16 protein-coding genes and 1 CRISPR repeat array (1 of these 17 only partly in view) are annotated in these 23,558 nt (G+C 71.8%); of the genes, 13 read left to right on the top strand and 3 right to left on the bottom strand.

Annotated features, from left to right (window positions below; translation table 11 throughout):
* Window positions 1-1,691: direct repeats of the CRISPR family, unit length 36 nt; unit sequence GCTTCAATGGGGCCGCCGCCTTTCAGCGGCGGAGAG; it reaches 695 nt to the left of the window's first position.
* 1,635 nt (window positions 1,692-3,326) lie between these two features.
* On the top strand, window positions 3,327-4,253 hold the full coding sequence (locus WMF44_RS01510; protein ID WP_437297342.1) for a hypothetical protein: 927 nt from the start codon (window positions 3,327-3,329) through the stop codon (window positions 4,251-4,253).
* Window positions 4,254-4,436: 183 nt separating this feature from the next.
* Here WMF44_RS01510 and cas2 read toward each other — a convergent pair whose 3' ends face one another.
* Window positions 4,437-4,727, bottom strand: a complete 291-nt coding sequence (gene cas2 / locus WMF44_RS01505; protein ID WP_437297341.1) for a CRISPR-associated endonuclease Cas2 — start codon at window positions 4,725-4,727, stop codon at window positions 4,437-4,439.
* A gap of 90 nt (window positions 4,728-4,817) precedes the next feature.
* Window positions 4,818-6,851, bottom strand: coding sequence for a CRISPR-associated endonuclease Cas1 (gene cas1, locus WMF44_RS01500; RefSeq protein WP_437297340.1), 2,034 nt, complete (start codon window positions 6,849-6,851; stop codon window positions 4,818-4,820).
* Between the two features lie 244 nt (window positions 6,852-7,095).
* Between cas1 and WMF44_RS01495 the strand changes: the two genes are divergently transcribed.
* From WMF44_RS01495 to WMF44_RS01450, 10 genes are all read left to right on the top strand, one after another.
* Window positions 7,096-7,914: a hypothetical protein gene (locus WMF44_RS01495; RefSeq protein ID WP_437297339.1), complete on the top strand. Its 819-nt coding sequence runs from the start codon at window positions 7,096-7,098 to the stop codon at window positions 7,912-7,914.
* A 109-nt stretch (window positions 7,915-8,023) separates the two neighbouring features.
* Window positions 8,024-10,657 carry a type I-G CRISPR-associated helicase/endonuclease Cas3g gene (gene cas3g / locus WMF44_RS01490; protein ID WP_437297338.1) on the top strand — a complete coding sequence of 878 codons (2,634 nt, stop codon included), beginning with the start codon at window positions 8,024-8,026 and terminating at the stop codon, window positions 10,655-10,657.
* Window positions 10,654-12,903, top strand: coding sequence for a type I-G CRISPR-associated protein Cas8g1/Csx17 (gene cas8g1 / locus WMF44_RS01485; RefSeq protein ID WP_437297337.1), 2,250 nt, complete (start codon window positions 10,654-10,656; stop codon window positions 12,901-12,903). Before cas3g ends, cas8g1 begins: the two co-directional genes overlap by 4 nt.
* A 2-nt stretch (window positions 12,904-12,905) precedes the next feature.
* The gene (gene cas7g, locus WMF44_RS01480) at window positions 12,906-13,877 is read left to right on the top strand and encodes a type I-G CRISPR-associated RAMP protein Csb1/Cas7g (RefSeq protein WP_437297336.1); all 972 of its coding nucleotides are present in this window, start codon (window positions 12,906-12,908) and stop codon (window positions 13,875-13,877) included.
* Window positions 13,877-15,547, top strand: a complete 1,671-nt coding sequence (gene csb2 / locus WMF44_RS01475) for a type I-G CRISPR-associated protein Csb2 (protein ID WP_437297335.1) — start codon at window positions 13,877-13,879, stop codon at window positions 15,545-15,547. The genes cas7g and csb2 overlap by 1 nt, the downstream gene beginning before the upstream one ends.
* Window positions 15,548-15,611: 64 nt before the next feature.
* The gene (locus WMF44_RS01470) at window positions 15,612-16,358 is read left to right on the top strand and encodes a radical SAM protein (protein WP_437297334.1); all 747 of its coding nucleotides are present in this window, start codon (window positions 15,612-15,614) and stop codon (window positions 16,356-16,358) included.
* Window positions 16,355-17,431: a radical SAM protein gene (locus WMF44_RS01465; RefSeq protein WP_437297333.1), complete on the top strand. Its 1,077-nt coding sequence runs from the start codon at window positions 16,355-16,357 to the stop codon at window positions 17,429-17,431. The genes WMF44_RS01470 and WMF44_RS01465 overlap by 4 nt, the downstream gene beginning before the upstream one ends.
* Window positions 17,428-18,420, top strand: a complete 993-nt coding sequence (locus tag WMF44_RS01460) for a class I SAM-dependent methyltransferase (RefSeq protein ID WP_437297332.1) — start codon at window positions 17,428-17,430, stop codon at window positions 18,418-18,420. The genes WMF44_RS01465 and WMF44_RS01460 overlap by 4 nt, the downstream gene beginning before the upstream one ends.
* Before the next feature lie 11 nt (window positions 18,421-18,431).
* Window positions 18,432-19,049: an ATP/GTP-binding protein gene (locus WMF44_RS01455; RefSeq protein ID WP_437297331.1), complete on the top strand. Its 618-nt coding sequence runs from the start codon at window positions 18,432-18,434 to the stop codon at window positions 19,047-19,049.
* A complete protein-coding gene (locus WMF44_RS01450) occupies window positions 19,043-19,651 on the top strand; it encodes a Uma2 family endonuclease (RefSeq protein WP_437297330.1) in 609 nt (202 codons plus the stop codon). Before WMF44_RS01455 ends, WMF44_RS01450 begins: the two co-directional genes overlap by 7 nt.
* 69 nt (window positions 19,652-19,720) lie before the next feature.
* On the opposite strand, the gene dnaX is transcribed toward WMF44_RS01450, so the two are convergent.
* The gene (gene dnaX / locus WMF44_RS01445) at window positions 19,721-22,084 is read right to left on the bottom strand and encodes a DNA polymerase III subunit gamma/tau (RefSeq protein ID WP_437297329.1); all 2,364 of its coding nucleotides are present in this window, start codon (window positions 22,082-22,084) and stop codon (window positions 19,721-19,723) included.
* Window positions 22,085-22,456: 372 nt separating this feature from the next.
* Between dnaX and WMF44_RS01440 the strand changes: the two genes are divergently transcribed.
* The gene (locus WMF44_RS01440) at window positions 22,457-22,780 is read left to right on the top strand and encodes a YbaB/EbfC family nucleoid-associated protein (RefSeq protein ID WP_437301517.1); all 324 of its coding nucleotides are present in this window, start codon (window positions 22,457-22,459) and stop codon (window positions 22,778-22,780) included.
* A 98-nt stretch (window positions 22,781-22,878) separates the two neighbouring features.
* The gene (gene recR / locus WMF44_RS01435) at window positions 22,879-23,493 is read left to right on the top strand and encodes a recombination mediator RecR (RefSeq protein WP_044967626.1); all 615 of its coding nucleotides are present in this window, start codon (window positions 22,879-22,881) and stop codon (window positions 23,491-23,493) included.
* Window positions 23,494-23,558 lie beyond the last annotated feature (65 nt).

Below are 23,558 nucleotides of genomic sequence, written 5' to 3'. Positions count from 1 at the left end.
GAGAGGCCCGGAACGTGGCGACCCCAGAGGGAGCCTTTGGCATGGCTTCAATGGGGCCGCCGCCTTTCAGCGGCGGAGAGTGATAGCCGGGCCCCGCGTGGGTGGGTGGTACCAGTGGCTTCAATGGGGCCGCCGCCTTTCAGCGGCGGAGAGTTCGCCGCTGCGTCGTTCGTGCACGTGATGCCGCTGCTTCAATGGGGCCGCCGCCTTTCAGCGGCGGAGAGCCCCGAGCGGCTCTTCCCCGAGCCGCGGCCCGCGAGGTAGCTTCAATGGGGCCGCCGCCTTTCAGCGGCGGAGAGTCCGCGGGCTTGTGCGCTCCGGCGTACAGGTGATGGCGTCGCTTCAATGGGGCCGCCGCCTTTCAGCGGCGGAGAGTCCGCCAGCGCCTCGCGCTCGCTCGCCTCACCGACGAGGCGCTTCAATGGGGCCGCCGCCTTTCAGCGGCGGAGAGTTGAGGACGTTGACCGCGCCGGTCGCTCCCTCGACCCTGCTTCAATGGGGCCGCCGCCTTTCAGCGGCGGAGAGTTCTGCGGCTGGCCTCCCGGGCTTCCTCAACAATCCGCTTCAATGGGGCCGCCGCCTTTCAGCGGCGGAGAGAGCGCCAGGTCGGGGACAGGCTGAATCTCCAGGCCGTGCTTCAATGGGGCCGCCGCCTTTCAGCGGCGGAGAGCCCGGTACCAGGCTTTCAAGGAGCCCACGGGGACGGCGCTTCAATGGGGCCGCCGCCTTTCAGCGGCGGAGAGAGCAGGGCCGATCGGTTCAGCATGTCCGGGACCCCGGCGCTTCAATGGGGCCGCCGCCTTTCAGCGGCGGAGAGTGACCCGGAATCCGGACTCATCGTCTACCAATTCAGCCTGCTTCAATGGGGCCGCCGCCTTTCAGCGGCGGAGAGGGATCACCGTCAAGGATGTCTGGGACTGGGAGGTCGAGCTTCAATGGGGCCGCCGCCTTTCAGCGGCGGAGAGCATGGCGGACAAGCTCAAGGCCCTGGACGTCATCTGGCTTCAATGGGGCCGCCGCCTTTCAGCGGCGGAGAGCACGATCTCGTGTCAACGGACGTGAGCCATGGTTAGCTTCAATGGGGCCGCCGCCTTTCAGCGGCGGAGAGACGCAGCTCGGCCAGGACGCGATGAAGCTCTGCAACCTGCTTCAATGGGGCCGCCGCCTTTCAGCGGCGGAGAGCCGTAACCTTCTGGTAGCGGGAGAGTCCCCCGATGATGATGCTTCAATGGGGCCGCCGCCTTTCAGCGGCGGAGAGGATGTCTGCATCGATCCGCTTCTCCGCAGCATCTAGGCTTCAATGGGGCCGCCGCCTTTCAGCGGCGGAGAGGGTAGATCCAACGCCTTGAGTCCCGCCATCTTGATTGGCTTCAATGGGGCCGCCGCCTTTCAGCGGCGGAGAGTAAGAGGGCAAGGGACACGGGTCTCCCGCTGCCAATGCTTCAATGGGGCCGCCGCCTTTCAGCGGCGGAGAGGAGTGGCGAGGTGCATCAATTCATACCAAGAATAAGCTTCAATGGGGCCGCCGCCTTTCAGCGGCGGAGAGGCGTCGTGGTCGACGCCGCGGGCGTCGTGACCTTCGCTTCAATGGGGCCGCCGCCTTTCAGCGGCGGAGAGGCCGAGGCGCTCGATGCGTCCCCGAACGCGGTGGCGCCGCTTCAATGGGGCCGCCGCCTTTCAGCGGCGGAGAGAGGCCTCCCAGACGTACCTGACATTTCGCGTACTTACAAGCCGGTTTGCGAGAGGTTCCCGTTCGCCCCCCTTCCCCGGCTGCCCGGGGGCCCTCCGGAGGCACCCCTCCCTCTCGAAAACCATCGTCATTTCAAACACCTACCGGCGTTGCGAGCGCCTCCCGGGATTTTGGCGTCACTCCACCGCTCGCAGCGGGCCCGTCGCCTCCCTTCTACCACACCCCCGCCTCGCCGTGCTCAGCCCTTCCGTCGTCGCGCGTAGCGGTGTCTCTCCAGCCCGGCCTCGTCCGCTCACCCACCGTCGATCGGCGTCGCGACGTGGAGCTCCGATGGCTCGGGCCCTCGACGGTGCCCCGACCGCGCTCGACCCACCGCCGCCATCTTCCCCACCATCCGCCGCCGTCGCTCACCGTGATTCCCCCACGCCGGATCCGTTCCTCACGAAACGGCGCACGCGCACGGGACCGGCGCTCCTTCTTTCTCCTTCCTCCTGCAGCTGTCACGATACAGGGGGAGCCCCCCGCCGCCCCGCCGACGCCTGCGCGGCGCGTGCGTCCTGCGGGCCGGCGTGTTCCGGCGCCAGGACCGCGGTAACCGTGGCGCCGGCGGTCGGTCGCTGCGCCGGACAGGTCATCCTTCTCCCCGAGGCGGCCTGCGCGACCGAGCTCGCCCGCGTTCCCAGACCGTCCCAGTCCCCCGGGCGAGCGCGCTCGTACCCGCACCGCGGAGATGGGTGCCCCCCATCTTTTGTGGAGGCACGTCCACCGCGGAGACGGTTCCGCTCGTCTTTCCTGGAGGCACGTCCGGGCGAGAGATGGATCCCACTCGTCTTTTCCTGGAGGCACGTCCACCGGGAGATGGATCCCACTCGTCTTTTCCTGGAGGCACGTCCAGGCGGGAGATGGGTCCAACCATCTCCCGCCTGGACGTGCCGGATCACCCGGACGGGTTCACAGCGTGCCGACCGCCCCGGCCGGGGGCGCCGGGACGGCTTCGAGCTTCCCGGCGGGGCCGTTCGACGGGACCTCACGCGGTCGTCGACCCTCTCGACGTGGGGCGCCAGCAGGATCCATCGACGCAACGCCGCTCTCGCTCTGCCACGGCACGAAGCGCCGCCGGCAGCAGCGGCGTGTCAGGCGAGGACCGAAGGCTCCTCCGCGAGCTCGGCTTCCGCCGCGCCAGCTCCTCCAGGGCCGCCGCCCCCGGCGACGCCGACGACGAGGAGACCGACGACGACGACCGCGACAGCGACGTCGCCGAGTCGCAGGCCGAGGCCGGCGCGTTCCTCACCGGCGCCCCCGTCGCGAAGGCAAAGTGCAAGAGCGCAAGGCGCGCTGAACGGCGCGGCGCTGACCCACCGCGCACGCGGCCTCTCCCCTGTCGCGCGCCCTTCCCCCCTCCATCCATCGATTCGCGCGTGCCCGGACGCGGGGCACGTGATGCCCAGCGCCAGACGCGCAGCGCCGCGCGCGCAACGCGATTGGAACACGACATCGACGCAGCACACGTAAACCCGCTGCTCCTGCTCCTCCCCAATACGCGACGCATCTCTCCCTCGCTTCACAAAATCAGCATGCCCCACGCGAAAATTGGCTTGCTGACACGTCCGACGAATCCCATCCTCGCCCCGCACCGATGCGCAGCAGATTCGACGCCTTCGGCAAGAACGTCCTGCGCGACACCCTCGATGTCGTCGGCCCCACCGAGACCCAGGTCGAGGTCATCACGGCTTCCCAGACGATGGATATCTGGTACGTGCCCGATCCCGCCCGCGCCGCGTTGCGCGCCGAGCTCGGCCTGCTCGGCGAGCTCGCGGCAGAGGCCTGCCAGTTCGAGCTCTTCCACGACACCCCCGGCCCCGCCGAGCTGCGCGGCTGCGTTCGCAAGCAGCTCCACTGGCACCACGAGCTCGAGCGCCGCGAGGGCGGCGCCGTCCCCTTCCCGCGGCTGCGCGTCCTCAGCAGCGGCCGGCCCGCCACCGTGCTCGACGCGTTCGGCTTCGCCCCGGTGCCGGGGTGCCCCGGCCTCTACCGGGCCGCGCCGGGATGGCGGGTCGACATCGTCGCCATCGCCGAGCTGCCGCGCACCCGCGGCACGCTGCTGCTGCGCCTGCTCGGCGCCCGCGCCGTGCTCCGCGACGCCATCCGGGAGGTCGCCGCCCTGCCCAAGGACGCCTGGGAGAGGAGCATCGCCCTGCCCTGGCTGGTACGCTTGCGTTTCGAGACCCCGGCCGAGCCCGCGGCACGCACGGCAGAAGATGCGGAAGAGGAGGAGATCGTGACGGAAGTTCAGCAGTGGTTCGAGCAGCTCCAGCAATCGATCCGCGACGAGGCGCGAAGGGAGGCGCTCCAGGAAGGGCTCAAGGAGGGGCTCAAGGAGGGGCAGATCCAGGCGCTGGCTACGCAGTTCGAGAAGAAGCTCGGGCGGACGCTGTCCGAGGCCGAACGCCCCGTGCTGGCCGAACGCTTCGACCGCCTCGGCCTCTCCCGCCTCGACGATGTCCGGCTGGAGCTCGCCGCGGATGCCCTCGCCGCATGGCTCGCGGACCCGGCGGCTCGTTGAAGACCGCTCGCCCCCGGCTCCCCTCCTCAGGACCTTCACCTCGACGATCCTCCCGCCAGCATGGCGGCACTCCCGGCCGATAGATCAGCCCGTATCTCCCGCACCGGTCGGGTCGCCCCCCGCGAGCGCCGCAGGCCGCACGCCGCAGGCTCGACCATCCCCCTCCCCCGCCGGCGCAGCGCCTCACACCACCACGGCCACCCGCTCCGACGGGACGTACGCCCTCCCGAGCGACGCGATGGCGCTCAGCCCGCGCCCGTTCGCCGGACCGATGTCGATGATCAGCACCTGGTCCACCCTCGGATCGATGATCTGCCCGAGATCGCGCCGCAGCTCCACGAGCTCCCTCCGGCTCAGCTCGCACTGCCACACCGAGAGCTGCAGCCAGTCGCCGTACCCCCGCATCGCCTTGAAGATCTTGCGCAGCCGCTTCGGATCGCAGACGTCGTAACTCACGATGTAGCTCTGCCTCACGCCGGCCTCCTTCGCTCGCTCTCTCCCTCGCTCCCTCGGCCCGCGCTCTCCCGCGCCGTGCCTTCACTCACCTCGTCCGGAACGACGCCTTCACCTCGTCCGGAACGGCGGGTACGCCTCCACCTCGCCGAGCAGCACCCGCGCGAGCAGCCGCGCCTGCACCTCAAGCACCCTGCGGTAGCTGATCCGGTATCCGAATACCGGGTGCGTCACCAGCTGGTCCATCCGCCGCTCGTAGGCCTGGAGGAACTTCTTGCGCCCCGCGGGCCGCAGCGCCACCGCGCCGCCGAAGCGCTGGAAATCGTCCGGCGCCACGACCCCGTTGTTGATCGCCGCCACGACCACCGAGTCCGCCACGATCGGCCGGAACTCCTCCATCAGATCCAGCGCCAGCGCCGACCGGCCGAAGCGCGGCTGGTGATAGAAGCCGAGCAGCGGATCCAGCCCGACCGTGCCCAGCGTCGTCGCGAGATCCTTCGCGAGCAGCGCGTAGGCCAGCGACAAGAGCGCGTTCACCGGATCGCGCGGCGGCCGCCGGTTCCTCCCCTCCAGGTCGAACTCGCCCCTCGCCTCGCCCGCGCCCTTCAACATGCCGGCGAACGCCCCGAAATACACCCGGGCCGCCGTCCCCTCGATCCCGAGCAGCGACGGCAACGACGGCGCCCCCGCGGCCTTGCGCGCGAGCTGGTCGAGCTCCGACAGCACCGCCGCGTCGGGCGCCGCGTGGTTGCGCCGGAGCATCGTCCTCGCGTTCCTGATCTTCGACACCACGACGCCGCGCGCGAACGACAGGCAGAACGCCTCGTCCGCCGCCGCCCGGTGCTGCGCGACCCGGAGCTCCACGTTCCTCGACTCGAGCCCCGTCGCGCGACCCAGGTAGTAGCCGCCGTACGTCATGAAGCAGAGCGGTATCCCCCGCTCCAGCAGCGCCCGCATCGCCTGCGTCGAGATCTGCACGTTGCCGAGCAGCGCGACCTGCGACGTGTTCGAGAGCCGCGCCTCCGTGTGCCCGCCGGCGCGGCTGGTGATCACCAGCCGCTCCCCCGCGAGCCCGATGCGCGCCCCCTGCTCCTGCACGTACACGGGGAGCTTGTCGTCCCGCGCCGGGTGGAGGCGCCTGAGCTCCGCCCCGGCCTGCTCGTCCGCGTCCTCGGACCTCGCCTCCGCGCCTGCCGCGCCCGTCGCGCCGGCGAGCCCCCACGGGTCCACGTCCAGCGGGCCTTCCAGCTCCTCCGACCCGTCGGCCTCGACGGGCGGGCGCCCTCTCTCCGCCTCCACCGCCGCGTCGAGATCCTCCCCGTCGAGACGCCGCAAGAGGTTGGTTTCGTCGGGCAAGCAGATCCCCACGAGCGAGCAGCCGTTGCACTTCGGGCTGTCGACGAGCGGCGGAGGAATGGCCGCGGCCGCGGTAACTTCCCGCGCGCGGGCAGCGGCCGCGTGCGTCGTGGCGATGAGCGCCTCGTCGATCGCGATCGAGACCCGCCGGCGCGACGCCGCGAAGTAGATGGCCGCCTCGTCGCACGTGTACCCGTGCTCGCGCAGGAGCAGCACGTGGGCGCAGAGCTGCGCGCGCTCCGGCAGGTAGGCCCCGCCGGGCACGTCCGGCGCGCGGCCGCGCTTGTATTCGATGGGGACCAGGCGCCCCGACGCGTCGCCCTCCACGACATCGATCTTCGCCGTGATGCCGAGCCGCTCCGACGACAGCCAGACGCTGCGCGCCTCGTACGGCGCAGGCTCCTCCGCCTCGTCGTCCACATCGGCCCGCTTCGCCGAAGTGCGCCGTCTCTGCGCCGGCGCGGGCGACGCCGGCGGCGCCGCCGCGGCCGGCTCCTCGAGGGAGCCGGGCGCCGCGCCGGACGGCCGCGGCGGCAGCTCGCCGCCCGCGACGTCCGCGCGCCGGTGAACGCTCCGGCCCTCCACCGTGAAGACGTTGTCCTCGAACTCGCCCTGCGCCCACTCCAGGTAGAGCAGGCGCTCGCAATACAGCACCTCGTTGATCATCCGCGCCGGCACCAGCTCCGGCGGCGCCCCCGCGACAGGCAACCTCCGCGGGAGCGGCTTCGCCCGGATCAGCGGGTCGACCGGCTCCTCGGCAACAGACTCGTGCGCTCGCTCCACCGCCATGGCGCCTCCTTGCGAGGTCATGAGACGCCGGTGCCGCCGGAGGGGTCAAGAACCGAGAAAAACTTAAAATAGTGATAATTTTGAGCGACAAACCGTAAGTGTAAACGCGTGTGCCTCCTCGGCCCCCAGCGCGGAGGGCGCGTTGTAGAACCGGCACGGTAGCAGCCGCAGATCCCGCCGCTCGGCGGGCCGGCCGCTCGACGGGGATGACCTGGCGGCCCTGCCGCGGTATGCTCGCGCCGTCATGCCGGGCACCGGGTATACCGCTCTCGTCGATGGCCATCGCGTGGACGTCCTGCGGGACGGAGTCGTCGTGGCCACCGGGCGATGGACCGGCCGGCGCATCGAGCAAAGCCCTGCCTGCCTCATCCAGGGAGACATCGCTGATGTGGACGAAGCGCTCGCCGCCTCGGACGCGATCTATGCAGAGCTGGAGGAACGACTGGCCGCCGAAGAGAACGCAGCGCTGGCCGTTCCCACGTGCAACGAGGAGGGCGTCGATCTGACCCTGATCGACTGGGTCCTGGACATGACGCCGAGGGAAAGGCTTGAGATGATCGAGTCGTACGCGGGTGTCCCGTTCGGTCGCATCCTCGAGATCCTCGAGGCTCATGAGGTCGAGTTCATCGTCATCGGCGGCGTGGCCGCGAGCCTGCAAGGCGCAGACTGGAACACGAAGGACCTCGACATCCTGTACTCGCGCGACGCCCTGAACATCCGCCGGTTGCTGGACGCACTGTCCGCGCTCGAGGCCCGCTTCCGCGATTTCGCCGGCCGACACATCGTTCCCACCGAGTCGCACCTGACCACTTTCGGCGTGAAGCCTTTGAGCACGAAATTCGGTCCCTTGGATCTGCTGGGAACGCTGAGCATGCACGACGACGAGACCACCTACGAGTGGCTCCTCGACCAGACGCTCACGCTGGAGACACCGCGGCTCTCCATCCGTGTTCTCACCCTGGAGAAGCTGGTCGAAGTCAAAAAGAAAGCTGGACGTCCCAAGGACCTGCTGGCGCTGCAGATCCTGCAAGCGACGATCGAGCGCTCAAAACAGCGCGGATGAGCCGCCAGCGTCGCTCTCACGCTTCCCCTGACCTCGCTCTTCTGCGAAGCTGCTCTGGCCGACAGGAGGCGCCTCCCCGCGCGCCCGGCACCCGGAACGTCCCCACGTGATGCCTCCGCCGCCCTACGCCGCCTGGTTCCAGACCGTCGCCGGCTTCTCACCGCACGGCTGGCAGCGCGCGCTCGGCGAGGCGACCCAGTGCGGACACCGGCTCCTCCGCATCCCGACCGGCTTCGGCAAGACGGCGGGCGTGGTGCTTCCCTGGCTCTACCATCGCGTGCTCCGCGAGGACCTCGGCTGGCCCACGCGCCTCGTCTTCTGCTTCCCGATGCGCACGCTCGTCGAGCAGACCGAGACTGCCATCAAGGCATGGCTCGAGCGGTCGGGGCTGTCCATCGCCGTGCATGTCCTCATGGGCGGCGTCGAAGCCCAGCGCTGGGAGCTCGCTCCGGAGCAGCCGGCCATCCTGCTCGGAACGCAGGACATGCTGCTCTCGCGCGCCATGAACCGCGGCTACGGCGCGGGCCGCGCGCGGTGGCCCATGCCGTTTGGCCTCGTGAGCCAGGACGCGCTCTGGGTCCTCGACGAGATCCAGCTCATGGACGTCGGGCTCGCCACGAGCGCGCAGCTCGCCGCCTTCCGCGACCACGACGCGACCGAGCGACAGCGGCTTCGGCCCACCCAGGCATGGTGGATGAGCGCCACGCTCCAGCCCCGGTGGCTCGAGACCGTCGACTTCAGAGGACAGGTCGCCTCCCTCGACGAACAGGCCGTGCGCATCCCGGAGGCGGAGCGCCAAGGAGGGCTGTGGGAGGTGAGCAAGTCGATCGAGCTTCGCGACCCCGCCACGGAGGCCGACGTCGCCAAGCTTGCGCTGGAAAAGCACCGGCCAGGCACGCTCTCGCTGATCGTGGTCAACCAGGTCCAGCGCGCCGTCGACATCTTCCAGGCGCTCGACGATCGATGTCACGAGCGCAAAGGGAAGGCGCGTGTCCGGAGGCCTGGTGCGCCGGAGCTCAAGCTCGTGCACAGCCGCTTCCGCGGCGCCGAACGGGCGCAGTGGAGCCGCGACTTCCTGAGCCGCGCCGCGAGCCGCCCCGACGCGCTCCCCGCGGAGGGGCGCATCATCGTCGCCACGCAGGTCGTGGAGGCGGGCGTCGATATCTCGGCGCGCCTGCTGATCACGGACCTCGCGCCCTGGTCGAGCCTGGTCCAGCGGTTCGGGCGCTGCGCCCGCTATGAAGGGGAGTCCGGCGCCGTCGTGGTGCTCGGCAAGACGAAGACCACGGCGCCCTATGCGGAGGCCGAGCTCGACGCCGCAGCCGAGGCCGCCGCGACGCTCGCCCGGAGCGCGGGCGACGCCTCGCCGCGCGCCGTCGATGCCTTCGAGCAGGCGTGCGCCCCGGATCTGCTCGGCCGGCTCTACCGCTACGCGCCGGCCCACGTCCTGCGCCGCCGCGACGTCGACGAGCTGTTCGACACGACGCCCGACCTGACCGGCAGCGATCTGGACATAGGCCGGTACATCCGGAGCGGGGAAGACCGCGACGTCCGCGTCTTCTGGAGACCTGTCGACCCGGGGAGCAAGAGCGTCCCCCGCGAGCTCGTCGGCCGGGTGCACCGCGCCGAGCTCTGCCCCGTCCCGGTCCGCGATCTGCGCGATTTCGTGCGCGCCGATCGCGGCGGGCGCCCTGTCTTCACGCTCGATTACGTGCTCGGCACCTACCGCAGGGTCGACGAGGTCGATCGCATCCCGCCGGGGAGCACGCTCCTGCTCCCCTCGTCCGCAGGCGGGTACACGGAGGATCTCGGCTGGAACCCCAAGGCGAGCGCCGGCGTCGTGCCCGTGGTTCCACCGGCGGAGCCGGCCGAGAGCGCGGCGCTGCGGCTCGATCAGAGCGCCGAGGCCGCGGAGGACGACAGCCTCTCGCAGGCGGCGTGGAAGAGCATCGCCACGCACGGCCGCGAGACGGCCGCGGAGCTGCGCCGCATCGCGACGGCGCTCCGGTTGCCGGCGCGGCTCGCGGATCTCCTGGATCTCGCCGCGCGCTGGCACGACGCGGGCAAGGCGCACGCGGTGTTCCAGGACGCCATCCGGCAAGACGCGCGCGCGGAGGCCGGTGAAATGGGCCTCCGCCGCGATCTCGCCAAGGCGCCGGGCGGGGCGTGGACCGGGAAGGGCTACCCGACGCGGCCTGGCTTCCGGCACGAGCTCGCCAGCGTCCTCGCCCTGTTCTCGCTGCTCCGCCGCGCGAACCCGCAGCACGCCGCGCTGCTCGGAGGCTGCGCGGAGCTCCTCGCCGCGCTGGGCGAGCCCCCCTCGGCGACTCCGCCAGAGGCCACGATCGACGAGCGCCAACCGCTCGCGCGCGAGCTCGCCGGCCTCTCCGCCGAAGAGCTCGACCTCGTCGCCTTCCTCGTTTGCGCGCACCACGGCAAGGTCCGCACCGCGTGGACGAGCACGCCGCTCGACCAGAAGATGGGTCACGGCGACATCCACGGCGTACGCGACGGCGACGCGCTCGACCCCTTCGAGCTCGCCGCCGCGGAGGGCGACGCCCAGGTGCCGTCGCTCACGCTGTCCCTCGAGCTCGCCGCGCTCGGCGTCGGGGCGCGCTACGGCGTGTCGTGGAGCGAGCGCGTCGCAGGCCTGCTCGAGGCGTGGGGCCCCTTCACGCTCGCCTACCTGGAGGCGCTGCTCCGCGCCGCCGATGTGCGCGCCTCGGTCGAGGCGACCTCATGAGCCTGCACCTGCACCACCTCGCCGGGTGCACGCCCGAGCCGATCGCCGGATACCTCAAGGCGCTCGGCGTCCTCCGCGCCGTCGCCGGCCAGGCGGATCCGCGCGCGCGGGCCCGCTGGGACAACGGGCGGTTCGAGCTCGTCACATCGCTCGATCGCGATGGCCTGACGCGCTTCTTCCTGGAGGCGTACGCCCCATCGCCGATCATCGCCCCGTGGAACGGCGGCAGCGGCTTCTATCCGAAGGACACGAAGGACGGCATCGAGCCCCTCTCGTCGTCGCCGTCAGACCGTTTCGCGCTCTACCGCGAGGCCATCGCCGCGGGGCGCGCCCTCGCGGCCGCGCGTTCCGAGAGCCCGAAAGGCGAAGAGAAGCTCGAGATGATCCGCGCGTGCCGTCGCGCGTGGCCCGAGCCCATGCTCGCGTGGCTCGACGCCGCGGTGGTCTTGACGGGCGACGCCGCGAAGTACCCCGCGCTGCTCGGCACGGGCGGCAACGACGGCCGGCTCGACTTCACCAACAACCGCATGCAGCGCCTCGTCGAGCTGTTCGAGCCGGCGACCGGCGAGGCGCGCCCCGGGGCGCATCCGCTGCTCGCCGCAGCGCTCTTCGGCGAGCCCGCGCCCGGGCTCGAGCGGCGCGCCGTCGGGCAGTTCGTGCCAGGGAACGCCGGCGGACCGAACCAGGCGTCGGGCTACATGGGCGAGTCCCTCGTGAACCCGTGGGATTTCGTCCTGCTTCTCGAGGGCGCGCTGCTCCTGCCCATCGCGGCGGTGCGCAGGCTCGAGAGCGGCAACCTCGTGCAGGCGGCCGCCCCGTTCGCCGTGCGCGCGCGGGCCGGCGGCTACGCCAGCGCGTGCGCCGTCGACGAGGGGAACCAGCGCGGCGAGCAGTGGATGCCGCTCTGGGGGGGCGCAGCGACGCTGACCGAGGTGCGCGCGCTGTTTGCCGAAGGCCGGCTCGTCGCGAGCTCCGAGAAGCGGCAGGCGACACACGCCATCGACGCCGCGCGCGCGGTCGCCGGCCTGGGCGTCGCCCGCGGCGTCCGCGAGTTCGTCCGGTTCGGCTACATCGAGCGCAACGGGCAGGCGAACCTCGCGGTGCCGCTCGGCCGCTGGGCGGTCGAGTCGGGCGATCGCGCCGGAGCACCCGAGCGGTCGCAACGGCTCGACGAGATCGATGCGTGGGTCGAGGGGCTGCGCAGCGCGAGCCAGGGCGACGGAGCGCCCGCCTCGCTCGGTCGCGCGCTCCGGCGCGTGGAGGCGGCGATGCTCGCCGTGTGCCGCCAGGGGTCGGCGGAGCGCTGGCAGCGGTTGTTGCTCGGCCTGGCCGAGGCGGAGGCGGCGATCGTCGCTCGACCGAAGGCCGCGGCAGCCATGGCGTGGCTGGGGCCGATCCCGCCGCTGTCGCCGGAGTGGTTGCAAGCGGCGAACGACGGCTCCGCCGAGCTCCGGCTCGCCGCCGCGATCGCCTCGCAGACGGGCCCTGCGGATCGCACGGGCGCGGAGGAGCTCGGCCCGATCCGCGCGCACTGCCTGCCGCTGGATCCGCGCTCCGGCTTCCGTCGCCTCGCCTTCGGGGCCGACGGGCTCGCGCGCGATCCGCGCGTCGTGTGGACCGGTCGCGACCTCACCGACGATCTCGCGGCCGTGGCGCAGCGGCGCATGATCGAGGCCGCGCTGCATGGGGCGCGCGTCTTTCCCCTGCGTGGCCGCGCCTATGCGCACCTCGACGACGTCGCGCTCTTCCTGGGCGGCGCGGTCGACGAGGCGCGCGTCGCCGGTCTGGCGCGCGCCCTGATGGCGATCGAGTGGTGGCGCGCGCCACGGCCGCCGCGACCGCCTCGCGCCGCGCGCCCGCCGGCGCTGTACGCGCTCTTCCGGCTCGCGTACACGCCCGCCGCGGTGCACCCGTCCCGTGCGGCTGGCCGCCGCGGCCAGGATGGCAGCCTGCCTCCGCTCGCGCCGCGCCTCGACCCCGCGCCGCTGCGCCTGCTCCTCGCCGGCCGCCTGCACGAGGCGGGGACCGCAGCGATACGAACCCTGACGGCGGCCGGCGCGCGCCCCAGGCTGCGCCTCCTCGTGGGCGCCCCGGAGCTGGCACGGCGGCTCGCCGCAGCGCTCGCGATTCCCGTGGCGCCCGGAGATCTCGCGGAGCTCGTCGATGCTGTCTGCAAGCCAGCCCGTTCGGCCGTCGACGACGCGCCGTCCACGCCCTCGCCCGCGACGTCCACGACCTCGGAGTGATCATGCCCCTCGATCTCAACGTCCTGCTTCCCGAACGCGCCCCGTACCCCTCTCGCCTGCTGCTCGAGCAGGAGCTGCGGCCCGTGCAGGGCGTTCGTTTCCAGCCGACCGGCTTCCCGGACCTGGGGGCGAGCCTCTTCGAAGATCCCTACGAGGGCGGCCAGCGGTTGCTCGTCGAGAGCCCGCAGAGCATGGCCAACCGGCTTGAAACGGTGTGCTGGGACAAGGCAGCGCAGGACTTGATCCCCGAGCTCAAGGGCCTGTCGTACGTGCGCGTCCAGAAGCCGGACAAGAGCTACCTCACGAGCTCGGTCACGGAAGCCCACCGGCTGAACGCGCCCTACATCCTGGAGAGCAAGGACAAGTCGTTCTTCAATCGGCTGAAGGACGAGACCGCGGCGCTCGCGGAGGGGCCGATCGATCGCCGGAAGCTCGCGGCCATCGTGCTGCGGTACGATGCGAGCTCGCTGATTCACGGCCTCTTCCTGGCAAAGACGGAGCTCGTGGGCGGGCGGCTGCGCATCGAGCGCGCGCTCTCGTCGTTCATCGAGGCGGAGGGCGTGCGGGTCGCGGCGTCGGGGGGCGTCAAGAACGACGCGGTGAACCCGAGCGGCGAGGCGCGGGAAGGCTTCGGCAATGTGCCGTTCGCCCGCGACGAGTACACCGCGAAGCGGATCACCGCGTTCTTCAGCCTCGATCTGCACCAGATCCGCGGCTACGGCCTCGGCGCCGCGGCCGATCGGATGCTCGTGCTGCTCGCCCTCTTCAAGATCGCGGCGCTGCTGGAGGGCGACCTGCGCCTGCGCACCGCGTGCGACCTCGCGCCGGCGTCGCCGCTGCGCGTGGAGCGACCGGCAGGGTTCACGATGCCGTCCGTGGCCGAGCTGCGAGCGGAGCTGCCTTCTGCCATCGCGGCGTGCAAGGACCTGTTCGCAGGCTCCGGCGCGCCGACCCCTGTCACCTTCTCTTCGTGATGCTGCGGCTAGCGATTCGATTCCTGTCCGGCTCGTACCATGCCACCCCCTGGGGCCGGCATGTCAACGAGGGGGACATCGAGTGGCCGCCGAGCCCATGGCGGCTCTGCCGTGCGTTCCTCGCGACCGGCTTCGCCCGGCTTGGCTGGACCACGGTCCCGCCGGAGGCCCAGACGCTGATCGAGCGGCTCGCAGCGTCGCCGCCCGTCTACCACCTGCCGCCGGCGTCGACGGGCCATACGCGCCATTACATGCCTCTCTACAAGAACGTGACCGCGAAGGTGCTCGACGCGTTCGCGTTCGTGGGGCGCGGCGAAGAGGCGGTCCTCGGGATCACCTGGGACGTGGAGCCGACGGCCGCGGAGCGAGCGCTCTTCGAGGCGCTCGCGGACCGGTTGAGCTACCTGGGCCGCGCCGAGTCCTGGGTGGCCGCGGAGGTCACGGAGGCCTTGCCGGAGCATCTGTCGCCGTGCCGCGCCTCGGAGTGCGCTCCTGGCCCGGGGTATGAACGCATTGCGCTGCTCGCACCGCTGAGTGTCGCGGAGTATGCGGCGTTTCGGAGAGAGCGCGTGCGCGGGGGCGGCGGCGCGGAGGAGGAGCCGGCGCGCCGGGGTGCGAGAGCGCCAAAGAAGAGCGCGGCATCCAAGGAGGCCGCGAGGCTCGAGGCGCTCTATCCGGCAGACCTCCTCGCTGCGCTCCTCAAGGCTTCCGGTGATCTCCAGCGCGATGGGTGGAGTCAGCCGCCGGGCAGCCGCTGGCTATCGTACTGGCGCGAAGGTGACGCGCTCGCGAAGGTGTCGACACGACCGACGCGAGCTGCTCGCCGGCGTTTCCAGCGGCAGGATACCGCGCTCCTCGCGCTTTCCTCCGACACTGCCCGGAGGGACGTCCTGCCACACCCCGCGGACGCCCTGCTCTGCATGGAGCTGCTGCATGCGGCGCTCGTCCGGAAATCAGACCGCGGCGACGGTTTTGGACCTTCGCCATGCCTGACCGGCAAAGACGCGCACGAGGCGCGGTTGAAGGGCCACAGGCACACTTGGCTCTTGCCAGCCTCCCTGGACAGCGAGGGCCAGATCGATCATGTGCTCGTGCACGCGGCGATGGAGCTCGATGAGAGGGCGCGCGAAGCGCTCTCCTGTGTGCGGAAGATCTACAGGAAGGACGTCTGCACGCTCGTCACCCTCGTGGAGATTGGCCTGAGAGAGGACTTCGAACAGGCAGTGCCCTACGTGAGGACAGCGAAGGTATGGCAGAGCGTGCTGCCTTTCGTGCCCCCAAGACACCTCAAGCGACAGGGCGCGAACTCGCTCGAAGGCCAGGTCCAGGCAGAGCTTGCATCGCGTGGGCTGCCGCCGGCCGAGCGGATCGAGGTCGAGCTCGACGGGGGCGATTACCGCGCGGCAAGCGACTTCTGGGATGTGTGGCAGCGCCGTCACCCTGGGGAGATCCGCCTCGCCGGGCCTGAAGAAGGAGCGCCGCTGCCGGAGGAGCGGCTCGCGACGCGCTGGCGCCACTTCCGCAACGCGCGCGTGCTCAAGCCCGAACAACGCCCTCCCGCCGCCACGAGCCTCGGCCTGCGCCTCACCTTCGCCGAGCCCGTCCGCGGCCCGATCGCCCTCGGCTACGCCTCGCATTTCGGATTGGGCGCGATGACCCCATCGCCGTGATCCGCTTCCGCGGATCCCCTTCATCCCCTCCCCACCCCGCCGTATCCTGCTCGCAGGAGGCTCCATGCCGACCGCGACGCGCCCCCAGAACGCCACGCTCACGGGCACGCTGCCGCTCGACCGCCCCACGGCGGAGCGGCCGCACCGGCTCTACGTGGCCACCTCGAACCACTGCAACCGCTCCTGCCCGTGGTGCTGCACCTGCTCGTCGCCCCGGGGGCAGACCTTCCTCGCCCTCGACCGCTACCGCGCGAGCTTCCCGGCCGAGGGCCCCTTCGAGGTGCAGCTCGAGGGCGGCGAGCCCACGATCCACCCGCACTTCGACGAGATGGTCCGCCTCGCCCGCGCCGAGCCCCGCTGCGCGCGCGTCGTCGTCGTGACCAACGGCGTCGAGATCCCGCGCGATCCAGCCGGCCTCGACGCCTGGCTCCAGAGGCTCGGCGAGCCCGCCACGATCAAGCTCTCGGTGAACCACCACCTCCTCGAGCACGACAGCGGCCTGCTCGCCCTCGCGTGCGCCCTGCGCGAGCGGCTCTCCGCGCTCGGCGGCGATCGCCAGCTCGTCCTGAACGTCCGGCTGCGCAAGACCGAGCCCGACGGCGACGCGTGGGTCGTCGAGGCGGTGCGCGACGCGGGGCTCCTCGAGCTCGCCAACGTGTTCCACCTCCAGCGCTATGGCTTCGCGCAGAAGCGCGACGACTGGGACGAGCCTTTCCTCGTCGGGACCCATTTCACGATGCTCAACCCGGACGGCAGCGCCTTCGGCCCCGACCTCGTGGCGCGCTCCGACGCGATGAGGAGGCTGCCGTGAGCGCCCGCCCCTTCCGCGAGGAATGGCGCCGCCTGAAGAGCCGCGCCTTCGATCTCAAGGGCAACAGCACCGCAGGCGACACCGTGCGCTTCGACCTCTGGGGCCAGCCGATCGAGGTCTATCGCAACGCGAACTTCTCCATCTACAGCCGTCAGCCCTGCAATGCGAAATGCCACTTCTGCGTCGAGGAGCTCAGGCCCGCGTCGCGCGGGCGCAGCCTGTCGGTGCAGAAGACCGTCGAGGACGACGACGGGCGCTATTTCGATGCCATGGCGGCGTCCCTGGAAGCGCTCCGGCCGCTCGATCCGACGATCTCGGTGACCGGCGGGGAGCCGAGCCACGATCCGCGATTGCCCCGCATCCTCGCGCTCGGACAGGCCCACCGGGGCCGCAAGCGGACGCTCACCACGAACGGCTCGGGGCTGCTCCAGCAGCGAGAAGGAAAGCGGGTGATCGACTGGATCGTCGACACCGGTATCCAGCACCTCAACATCAGCCGCGCCCACCCCGATCACGAAAGGAACGCACGGCTGATGGTGATGAAGGACGGCCTCCGCGCCGACGAGCTGCGCAGCGTCGTGGCGGCGGCGACGGCGGGCGGCACCCGGGTGCGCCTCTCGTGCGTGCTCCTCGACGGGCAGATCGACGCGGTCGAGCCCATCGTCGATTACCTGCGCTTCGCCCGGTCGCTCGGCGTCGACAACGTGATCTTCCGGCAGCTGATGAAGACCGACCCCGCCGCGGTGGTCGAGAACCACGTCGTCAGATACAGCGATCGCGCCCGCGTGCGCCTGGAGCCGCTCCTCGACGCGCTGAGCGCCGACGCGCGGTTCTCGTTCGAGCGGCAGATCGTGGGGTATTACTACTATGTCGAGGTGTTCCGCTTCGAGGACATGGATGTCGTCTTCGAGGAGGCCGACCTCGCCCAGCTCGAAGAGACGAAGCGCTCGGGCCCGGGCATCGTCCACGAGCTCATCTTCCACCCCAATGCGAGGCTCGCCTCGACCTGGCAACCCTGGGACGGCGTCCTCGGCCCTCCCCCCTCGATGCGCGCCTCGCTGGCCACGTCATGACACCGCTCATCGCTCCCCTGCCTTACATCGGCCGGAACCTGCTCTTCCTCGAGGAGGCCCTGGACGAGCTCGAAGAGCGCGGCGCTCCTCCCCCTCTCCTGTTCCGCGCGAGCGAGGCGGACAAGCTGGCTCGCCTCCTCGAGCACGGCACCGACCGCGCCGGATACCCGGGCGAGAGGGCCTGGACCGACGGCCCGGATCAAGGGCGGCCGATCCGGCACGAAGACGTGATCTTCGCGACGACCGAAGACGAGATCCGGAGAGGGGAGCGGGAGCCCGAGCGGTCCACGTCGCTCAAGAAATTCGCCGTGATCGAGCGGCCTCTGTTCGTCGCGCACGACGCCCGCCGCTTCGTCAAGCTGTGCGACAGGCAGTACGAGTACCGCGATCCGGCGCAGAAGCGAGCCGCGCTGCTCGCGCTGTTCCCGGTGACCCGGGTCGCGCCCATCCAGGGCTGGTTCTCCGAGGAGGACGGCCTCGCCTACCGGGCGCTCGTGCGCCCCCTCCGGGGCGGCGCGATGGTCGAGGTGGGCTCGTGGAAAGGGCTCTCCACGGCGTACGTCGGGCGGCTCGCCGCGAGGAACGGGGTCGCGCTCCATTGCGTCGACACCTGGGCAGGATCGAGCGACAAGTACGCCGACAGCTATCGCGCCATGCTCGCCGCGGAGGACGTGCCCGGCGCGTTCAGGGCGAACATGGCGGCGCTCGGGATCCAGCCAGACGTGCTCCGGATGGCGTCCACCGACGCGGCGGCGCGCTTCGCCGACGCCAGCCTGGATCTCGTGTTCCTCGACGGATCGCACGATCGCGCGGCCGTGCTCGCCGATCTCGAGGCGTGGTGGCCCAGGCTCAAGCCGGGCGCCGTCCTGGCCGGCCATGACCACAACGAGGATCACCCGGGCGTCCTGGAGGCCGTCGCTCACTTCATGTCCCGCGCCGGGCGGGCGATCGAGCGCGGCGCAGGCTCGGTGTGGTGGGCGCGGCGGTAGGTGGGCTGGTGATGAACAAACCTCTCTTCGTGGCGACAGGGGCCTATTCGTGCGGCAAGACAACGACGCTCCGTCACCTCGCGTCCACGCTGGGCTACCGCGTGCACGGCGAGGCGCACCGGCGCGTGCTCGACGAGCTCGGCGCGCGCACCCACGGCCACGCGCCGGACGCGCCGTTTCACCCGATCGATGCGCCGGAGCACCTCTGTCCGATGTGCCGAAAGCGAGAGTTCGCCGCGCTCGTGCTGGAGGCCCAGAAGACGATCGAGGCGGCCGCGCGGGAAGGAGACTGGCTGGAGCGCGGGTACCTCGATCCCGTCGAGTACTACCTGCGCACGAGCGGAGAGGCGGAGTACCCCTGGCCGGAAGGCGAGCCCGCGTTCGAGCGTTATGCGCTGGTGTTCCTGTTCGCCGTGATGCCGGAGCTCCAGGAGCCGCGCTGGGGCAAGAGCAGAGAGGCACGCGCGGCCGAGGCGGAGCGGATCAACCAGCGGCTCGGCGCGCTCTACCGCGCTGCGGGCTTCGAGGTGATCGACGTCGGCCCCGGCACGGTGGAGGAGCGAGCCGAGCTCCTGGCGAGCCGCGCGCGGCTCATCGAGCGTGCTATCCTGCGCGCGAGCCCATGGTAGCCGCCGCGCACATGCCGCTTCCGTCCTCGACCGCTCCTGCGGGGGAGCAGCGGTTCGTGATCCACGGCGTTCCCTGGCAGACCTACGTGAGGCTGCGGGACGAGCTCGACACCCCTGGCCTGCGGATGACCTTCTGCGAGGGAACGCTGGAGCTGATGAGCCCGTCAACCGAACACGAAGTGGCGAAGACGACCATCGCCCGCCTCATCGAGCTCTTCGCGCTGGAGCGGGACGTGCCTCTCTATGGCTACGGCTCGACGACGTTCCGGCGCGAGGCCAAGTCACGCGGCCTCGAGCCCGACGAGTGCTATTGCGTCGGCGGCACGCTGAAGGAATTCCCAGATATCGCGATCGAGGTGGTGTTGACGAGCGGCGGGCTCGACAAGCTGCCTGTGTACAGCGGGCTCGGCGTCCGCGAGGTCTGGTTCTGGGAGCGCGACGCGTTCCACATCCATGCGTTGCGAGGCGAGCAGTACGAGCCCATCGCGGCCAGCGAGCTCATTCCGGATCTGGATCTCGCCGCGCTCGCGCGCTTCGTGCGCTGGCCGGATCAACACGAGGCGGTCAAGGCGTTCCGCAGCTGGCTGCGAAGCGGAGGCTGAGGCCGCCCCGCCGTCAGCCCACGGCCATGCCCGGCGCGCCAGGGCGCATGGCGCGGCGGCGCGGGGCCCTCACCCCTCCGCGAACTCCTGAGCGAGCCGCACGTCCTTGAGCTCCGCGCCGAGCAGCTCGATCGCGGCCGTGACGAGCGGGTGGTCGGCCACGGCGCGCTTGGCGGCCTCGATGCGGGCCTTGCGCTCGGCGGTCTCGACCTGGGCGAGCGACGGGCCGGCGCTGCCGCGGGTGATCGTCTCGAAGACAAGCTCGGCGGGGGCGCCGAAGTGGGCGCCGAGGACGCGGGCGAGCAGGTCGCGGGACGCCGGCTCGGTGGCCTGGCCGGACAGGAACGAGTTCGCCTCGTAGCCGAGCGCGACGCGGGTCGGCGTGAGCTCCAGCACCGCCGCGTGCTCGAGGACGGAGGCGAGCGCTGGCCGCTGCACCCTGACCGCGGCGATCACCGCGCGCCAGGTGGCGAGGTCCTCGGCGCTCATCGCCGGCGGCGGCGGCGCGCTCGACGCCGGCGCCGGGCTCTGCGCCGAGGGCGGCGCGCTCGACGCTGGCGCCGGGCCCTGCGCCGAGGGCGGCGCGCTCGACCTCGGCGCCGAGCCGGGCGCCACGAACTGCGGCGCGCTCTGCGGAACGGAGTACAGCGCGCCGCGCGGCGACGGTGGCGGAGCGCTGTCGGCGCGGTACGCGGGCGCGACCGCGCCGCTCGCGTACGGCGGCGCCTTCGCGAAGGCCGGCGCGGCGCCGCCGCTCGCGAAGCTGGTCGCGGCGCCGTGCACGCCCGGCGCGCCGTTCACGAAGGGGACGACGTTGGCAGCCGACGCGCCGCTCGCCGCGACACCGCCGGTCGCCGCCATGCCGCCGTGCGCTCTCGCCACCCCGATCCCGCCCGGCGCGCCATAGACGGCCGCCGCGCCGTTCGCTCGCGCCGCGCCGTTCGCCGCCGCGCCGTTCGCCGCCGCGCCAGTCGGTCTCCCAGCCCCGCCCGCGCCCGCCGCGCCGCTCGCGAAGGCGACGCCGTTCGCCGGCGCGCCGGTGGCGGCCGCGCCGTTCGCTCTCGCCACGCCGCTCGCCGCCGGCGCGCCATGGAACGCCGCCGCGTCGTTCGCCCTCGCCGCGCCGGCAGCCGCCGCGCCGGAGGCGTGCGCGTCCTCGGGCGCAGCCTCGGCCGATGCCGCCCCGCGCCGGGGCGCAGCCGCTCCGCCGGACGGCGCGCCGGGCCGCTGCGGCCCGCGCTCCGGCGCGCCGCCACCGCCACCCCCGCCGCCTCCGCCGTTCAGGCGCCGCTCGAGATCGCCGAGGCGGCGCAGCAGCTCGTCGATCGGCAGGAGCGGCGGCCTCCGCGCGAGCCGGACGAGCGCCATCTCGAACGAGGCGCGCGGCTGGCCGCTCCGGGCGATGTCGTCGAACGCGCGCGAGAAGCCCTGGTGCAGCCGCGTGAGATCGTCCGCGTCCGCCCGCGCCGCGAGCGCGCGCGTGTCGGCGACCTCCTCGTCCGCGAGATCCAGGAGCGGCGCCGGGTCCTCGCAGACCTTGGCCACCACGAGATCGCGCAGGTGCGCGAGGAAATCGCGGGCCACGTGGGGCAGATCGTACCCCTCCTGCGCGAGCTCGCCGACGATGCGCACGCACGCCGCAGGGTCGCCGTCCACGAGCGCGCCCGCCAGCCGGTGCAGCACCACGCGGTCGGCGACGCCGAGCACCTTCGCCACCCCCTCGGCCGTGATGCGATCGCCGCTCGTCCCCACCCACGCGATCACCTGGTCGAGCAGGCTCATCGCGTCGCGCATGCTCCCCGCCGCCTCCCGCGCGAGCGCGCTGAGCGCCGGGTCGTCGGCGGGGATCTTCTCCTGATCGAGCACCCAGCGGAGCCGCGCCGCGATCGCCTGCGCCCCGATGAGCTTGAAGTCGTAGCGCTGGCACCGGCTCAGGATGGTGACCGGGACCTTGTGCACCTCCGTCGTCGCGAAGATGAACTTCACGTGCGGCGGCGGCTCCTCGAGCGTCTTCAAGAACGCGTTCCACGCCGCGTTCGAGAGCATGTGGACCTCGTCCACGATGAAGATCTTGAACCGGTCGCGCGCCGGCCGGTACGGCAGGCTCTCCTGGAGCTTGCGCACCTCGTCGACGCCGTTGTAGCTCGCGCCGTCGATCTCCTGGACGTCGACGTCCGCGCCGACCGTGATCTCGGCGCACGGCGCGCACGTCTGGCAGGGCGTCGCCGTCGGCCCGTGGACGCAGTTCAGCGCCTTCGCGAGGATGCGGGCGCTCGTCGTCTTGCCGACCCCGCGGACGCCCGTGAAGAGGAACGCGTGGGCGACGCGATCCCGCGCGATGGCGTTGGCGAGCGTCGTGGAGACGTGCTCCTGTCCGACGAGATCCTCGAAGGACTGCGGGCGCCATTTCCGCGCGAGGACGACGTAGCTCATACGCTGCTCGACTAGCACCTTCTCGCGGGCGCGTCGCCGCGGCTGTGGCCGGTACGGAAGTCGCCCTGCATTCCGGAGAGTTTGCCAGAATTGCCGCACAAAATGCACCCCGCCCCGCGCCAGGGGCGGAACCGGCCTGAATCGACCGGAACCGCGCCACCGCACGCGCCAGGGAGCCCCTGGAGAGCGCGCCAACGAGCCCCCCGAAGAGACGGAGGAGCCCGCTCGCGGCGGGCGGCCCCGGAGGGCGATGCCCGTGGTGCCGCTCGCTGCGTCGAACGGCCGCGCGTCCCGCGCCCCACCTCGTCCCCGTCCCCCTCCCCTTCACGGTTGCGGCGCGGCGCGGTTCACGGCATAGACGCCGATCTGAATATGCAATTTCGCGGCGGAATGAACGAGCTGGTTCGCCAGGCGGCGCGCATGCAGCGCAAGATCGACCAGGTGAAGGGCGAGCTGAAGGACCGCGAGGTGAGCGCGACCGCCGCCGGCGACAAGGTCACCGTCGTTGTCTCCTGCGAGGGCAAGGTGCGCCGGATCGAGGTCGACCCCGCCTTCCTCGCGAGCGAGGGCCTGGAGATGGCGCTCGACGCCATCGTGGCCGCATCGAACTCGGCGCTCGAGGCGGCCGACAAGCTCGTCGAGACCGAGATCACCAAGGTGACCGGCGGCGTCAAGCTCCCCGGCATGCACACTTGACGGCGTTGCGTTCCCCGTCGTCGCTCCCCGGCTCCTCGAAGGTCCCGAACGGCGACCGGGGCGCGCCCGCGGCCGGCTTCCGGAGCGCGCCGGGCGGCCTGCCCGGCCGGCTGTCGCGGGTCGCCCAGCTGCTCGCCCGCCTGCCGGGCGTCGGCGAGAAGACGGCGCAGCGCTTCGCCCTCTTCCTCGTGACCGCCGGCGAGGACACCGCGCGCGACCTGGGGGGCGAGCTCGTCGAGCTCTGCGATCACATCAGGCCGTGCATCCGGTGCGGCCACATCGCCGAGCTCGACGACGGCGGCCGGGCGCTCTGCGCCATCTGCCTGGATACGCGGCGCGACGGCGCGCTCCTGTGCGTCGTCGCGCGCGTCCAGGACCTCCTGGCGATCGAGCGGAGCGGGGCGATGCGCGGGCGGTACTTCGTGCTCGGCCGGCTCCTCTCGCCGCTCGAGGGGGTCGGCGCCGAGGAGCTGCCGCTCGAGGCGCTCCGGGCGCGCGTGCGCGATCCCGAGCAGCCGGTGAGGGAGGTGCTGGTCGCCACCCCGCCCTCCGTCGACGGAGAGGCGACCGCGCTCCTGCTCGCGCGGGAGCTCGGCGCGATGGGGATCCAGGTCACGCGGATCGCCAGCGGCGTGCCGCACGGGGGAGATCTGGAGTTCGCCGACCAGGTGACGCTGGGGCGAGCCATCGAAGGTCGGAAGAGCTTCGGCTAGCAGGAAACGCGAGAATCGGCCCCAGCCAACGAAAACGAGGGCCGGGGCGGGCGGGCGTTCTTCAC

It is taken from the genome of Sorangium sp. So ce426, assembly GCF_051475585.1.
Taxonomy (GTDB): domain Bacteria; phylum Myxococcota_A; class Polyangia; order Polyangiales; family Polyangiaceae; genus Sorangium; species Sorangium cellulosum_B.
The sequence above is the reverse complement of the archived record's forward strand: the minus strand, read 5'-3'. Positions and strand labels throughout refer to the sequence as shown.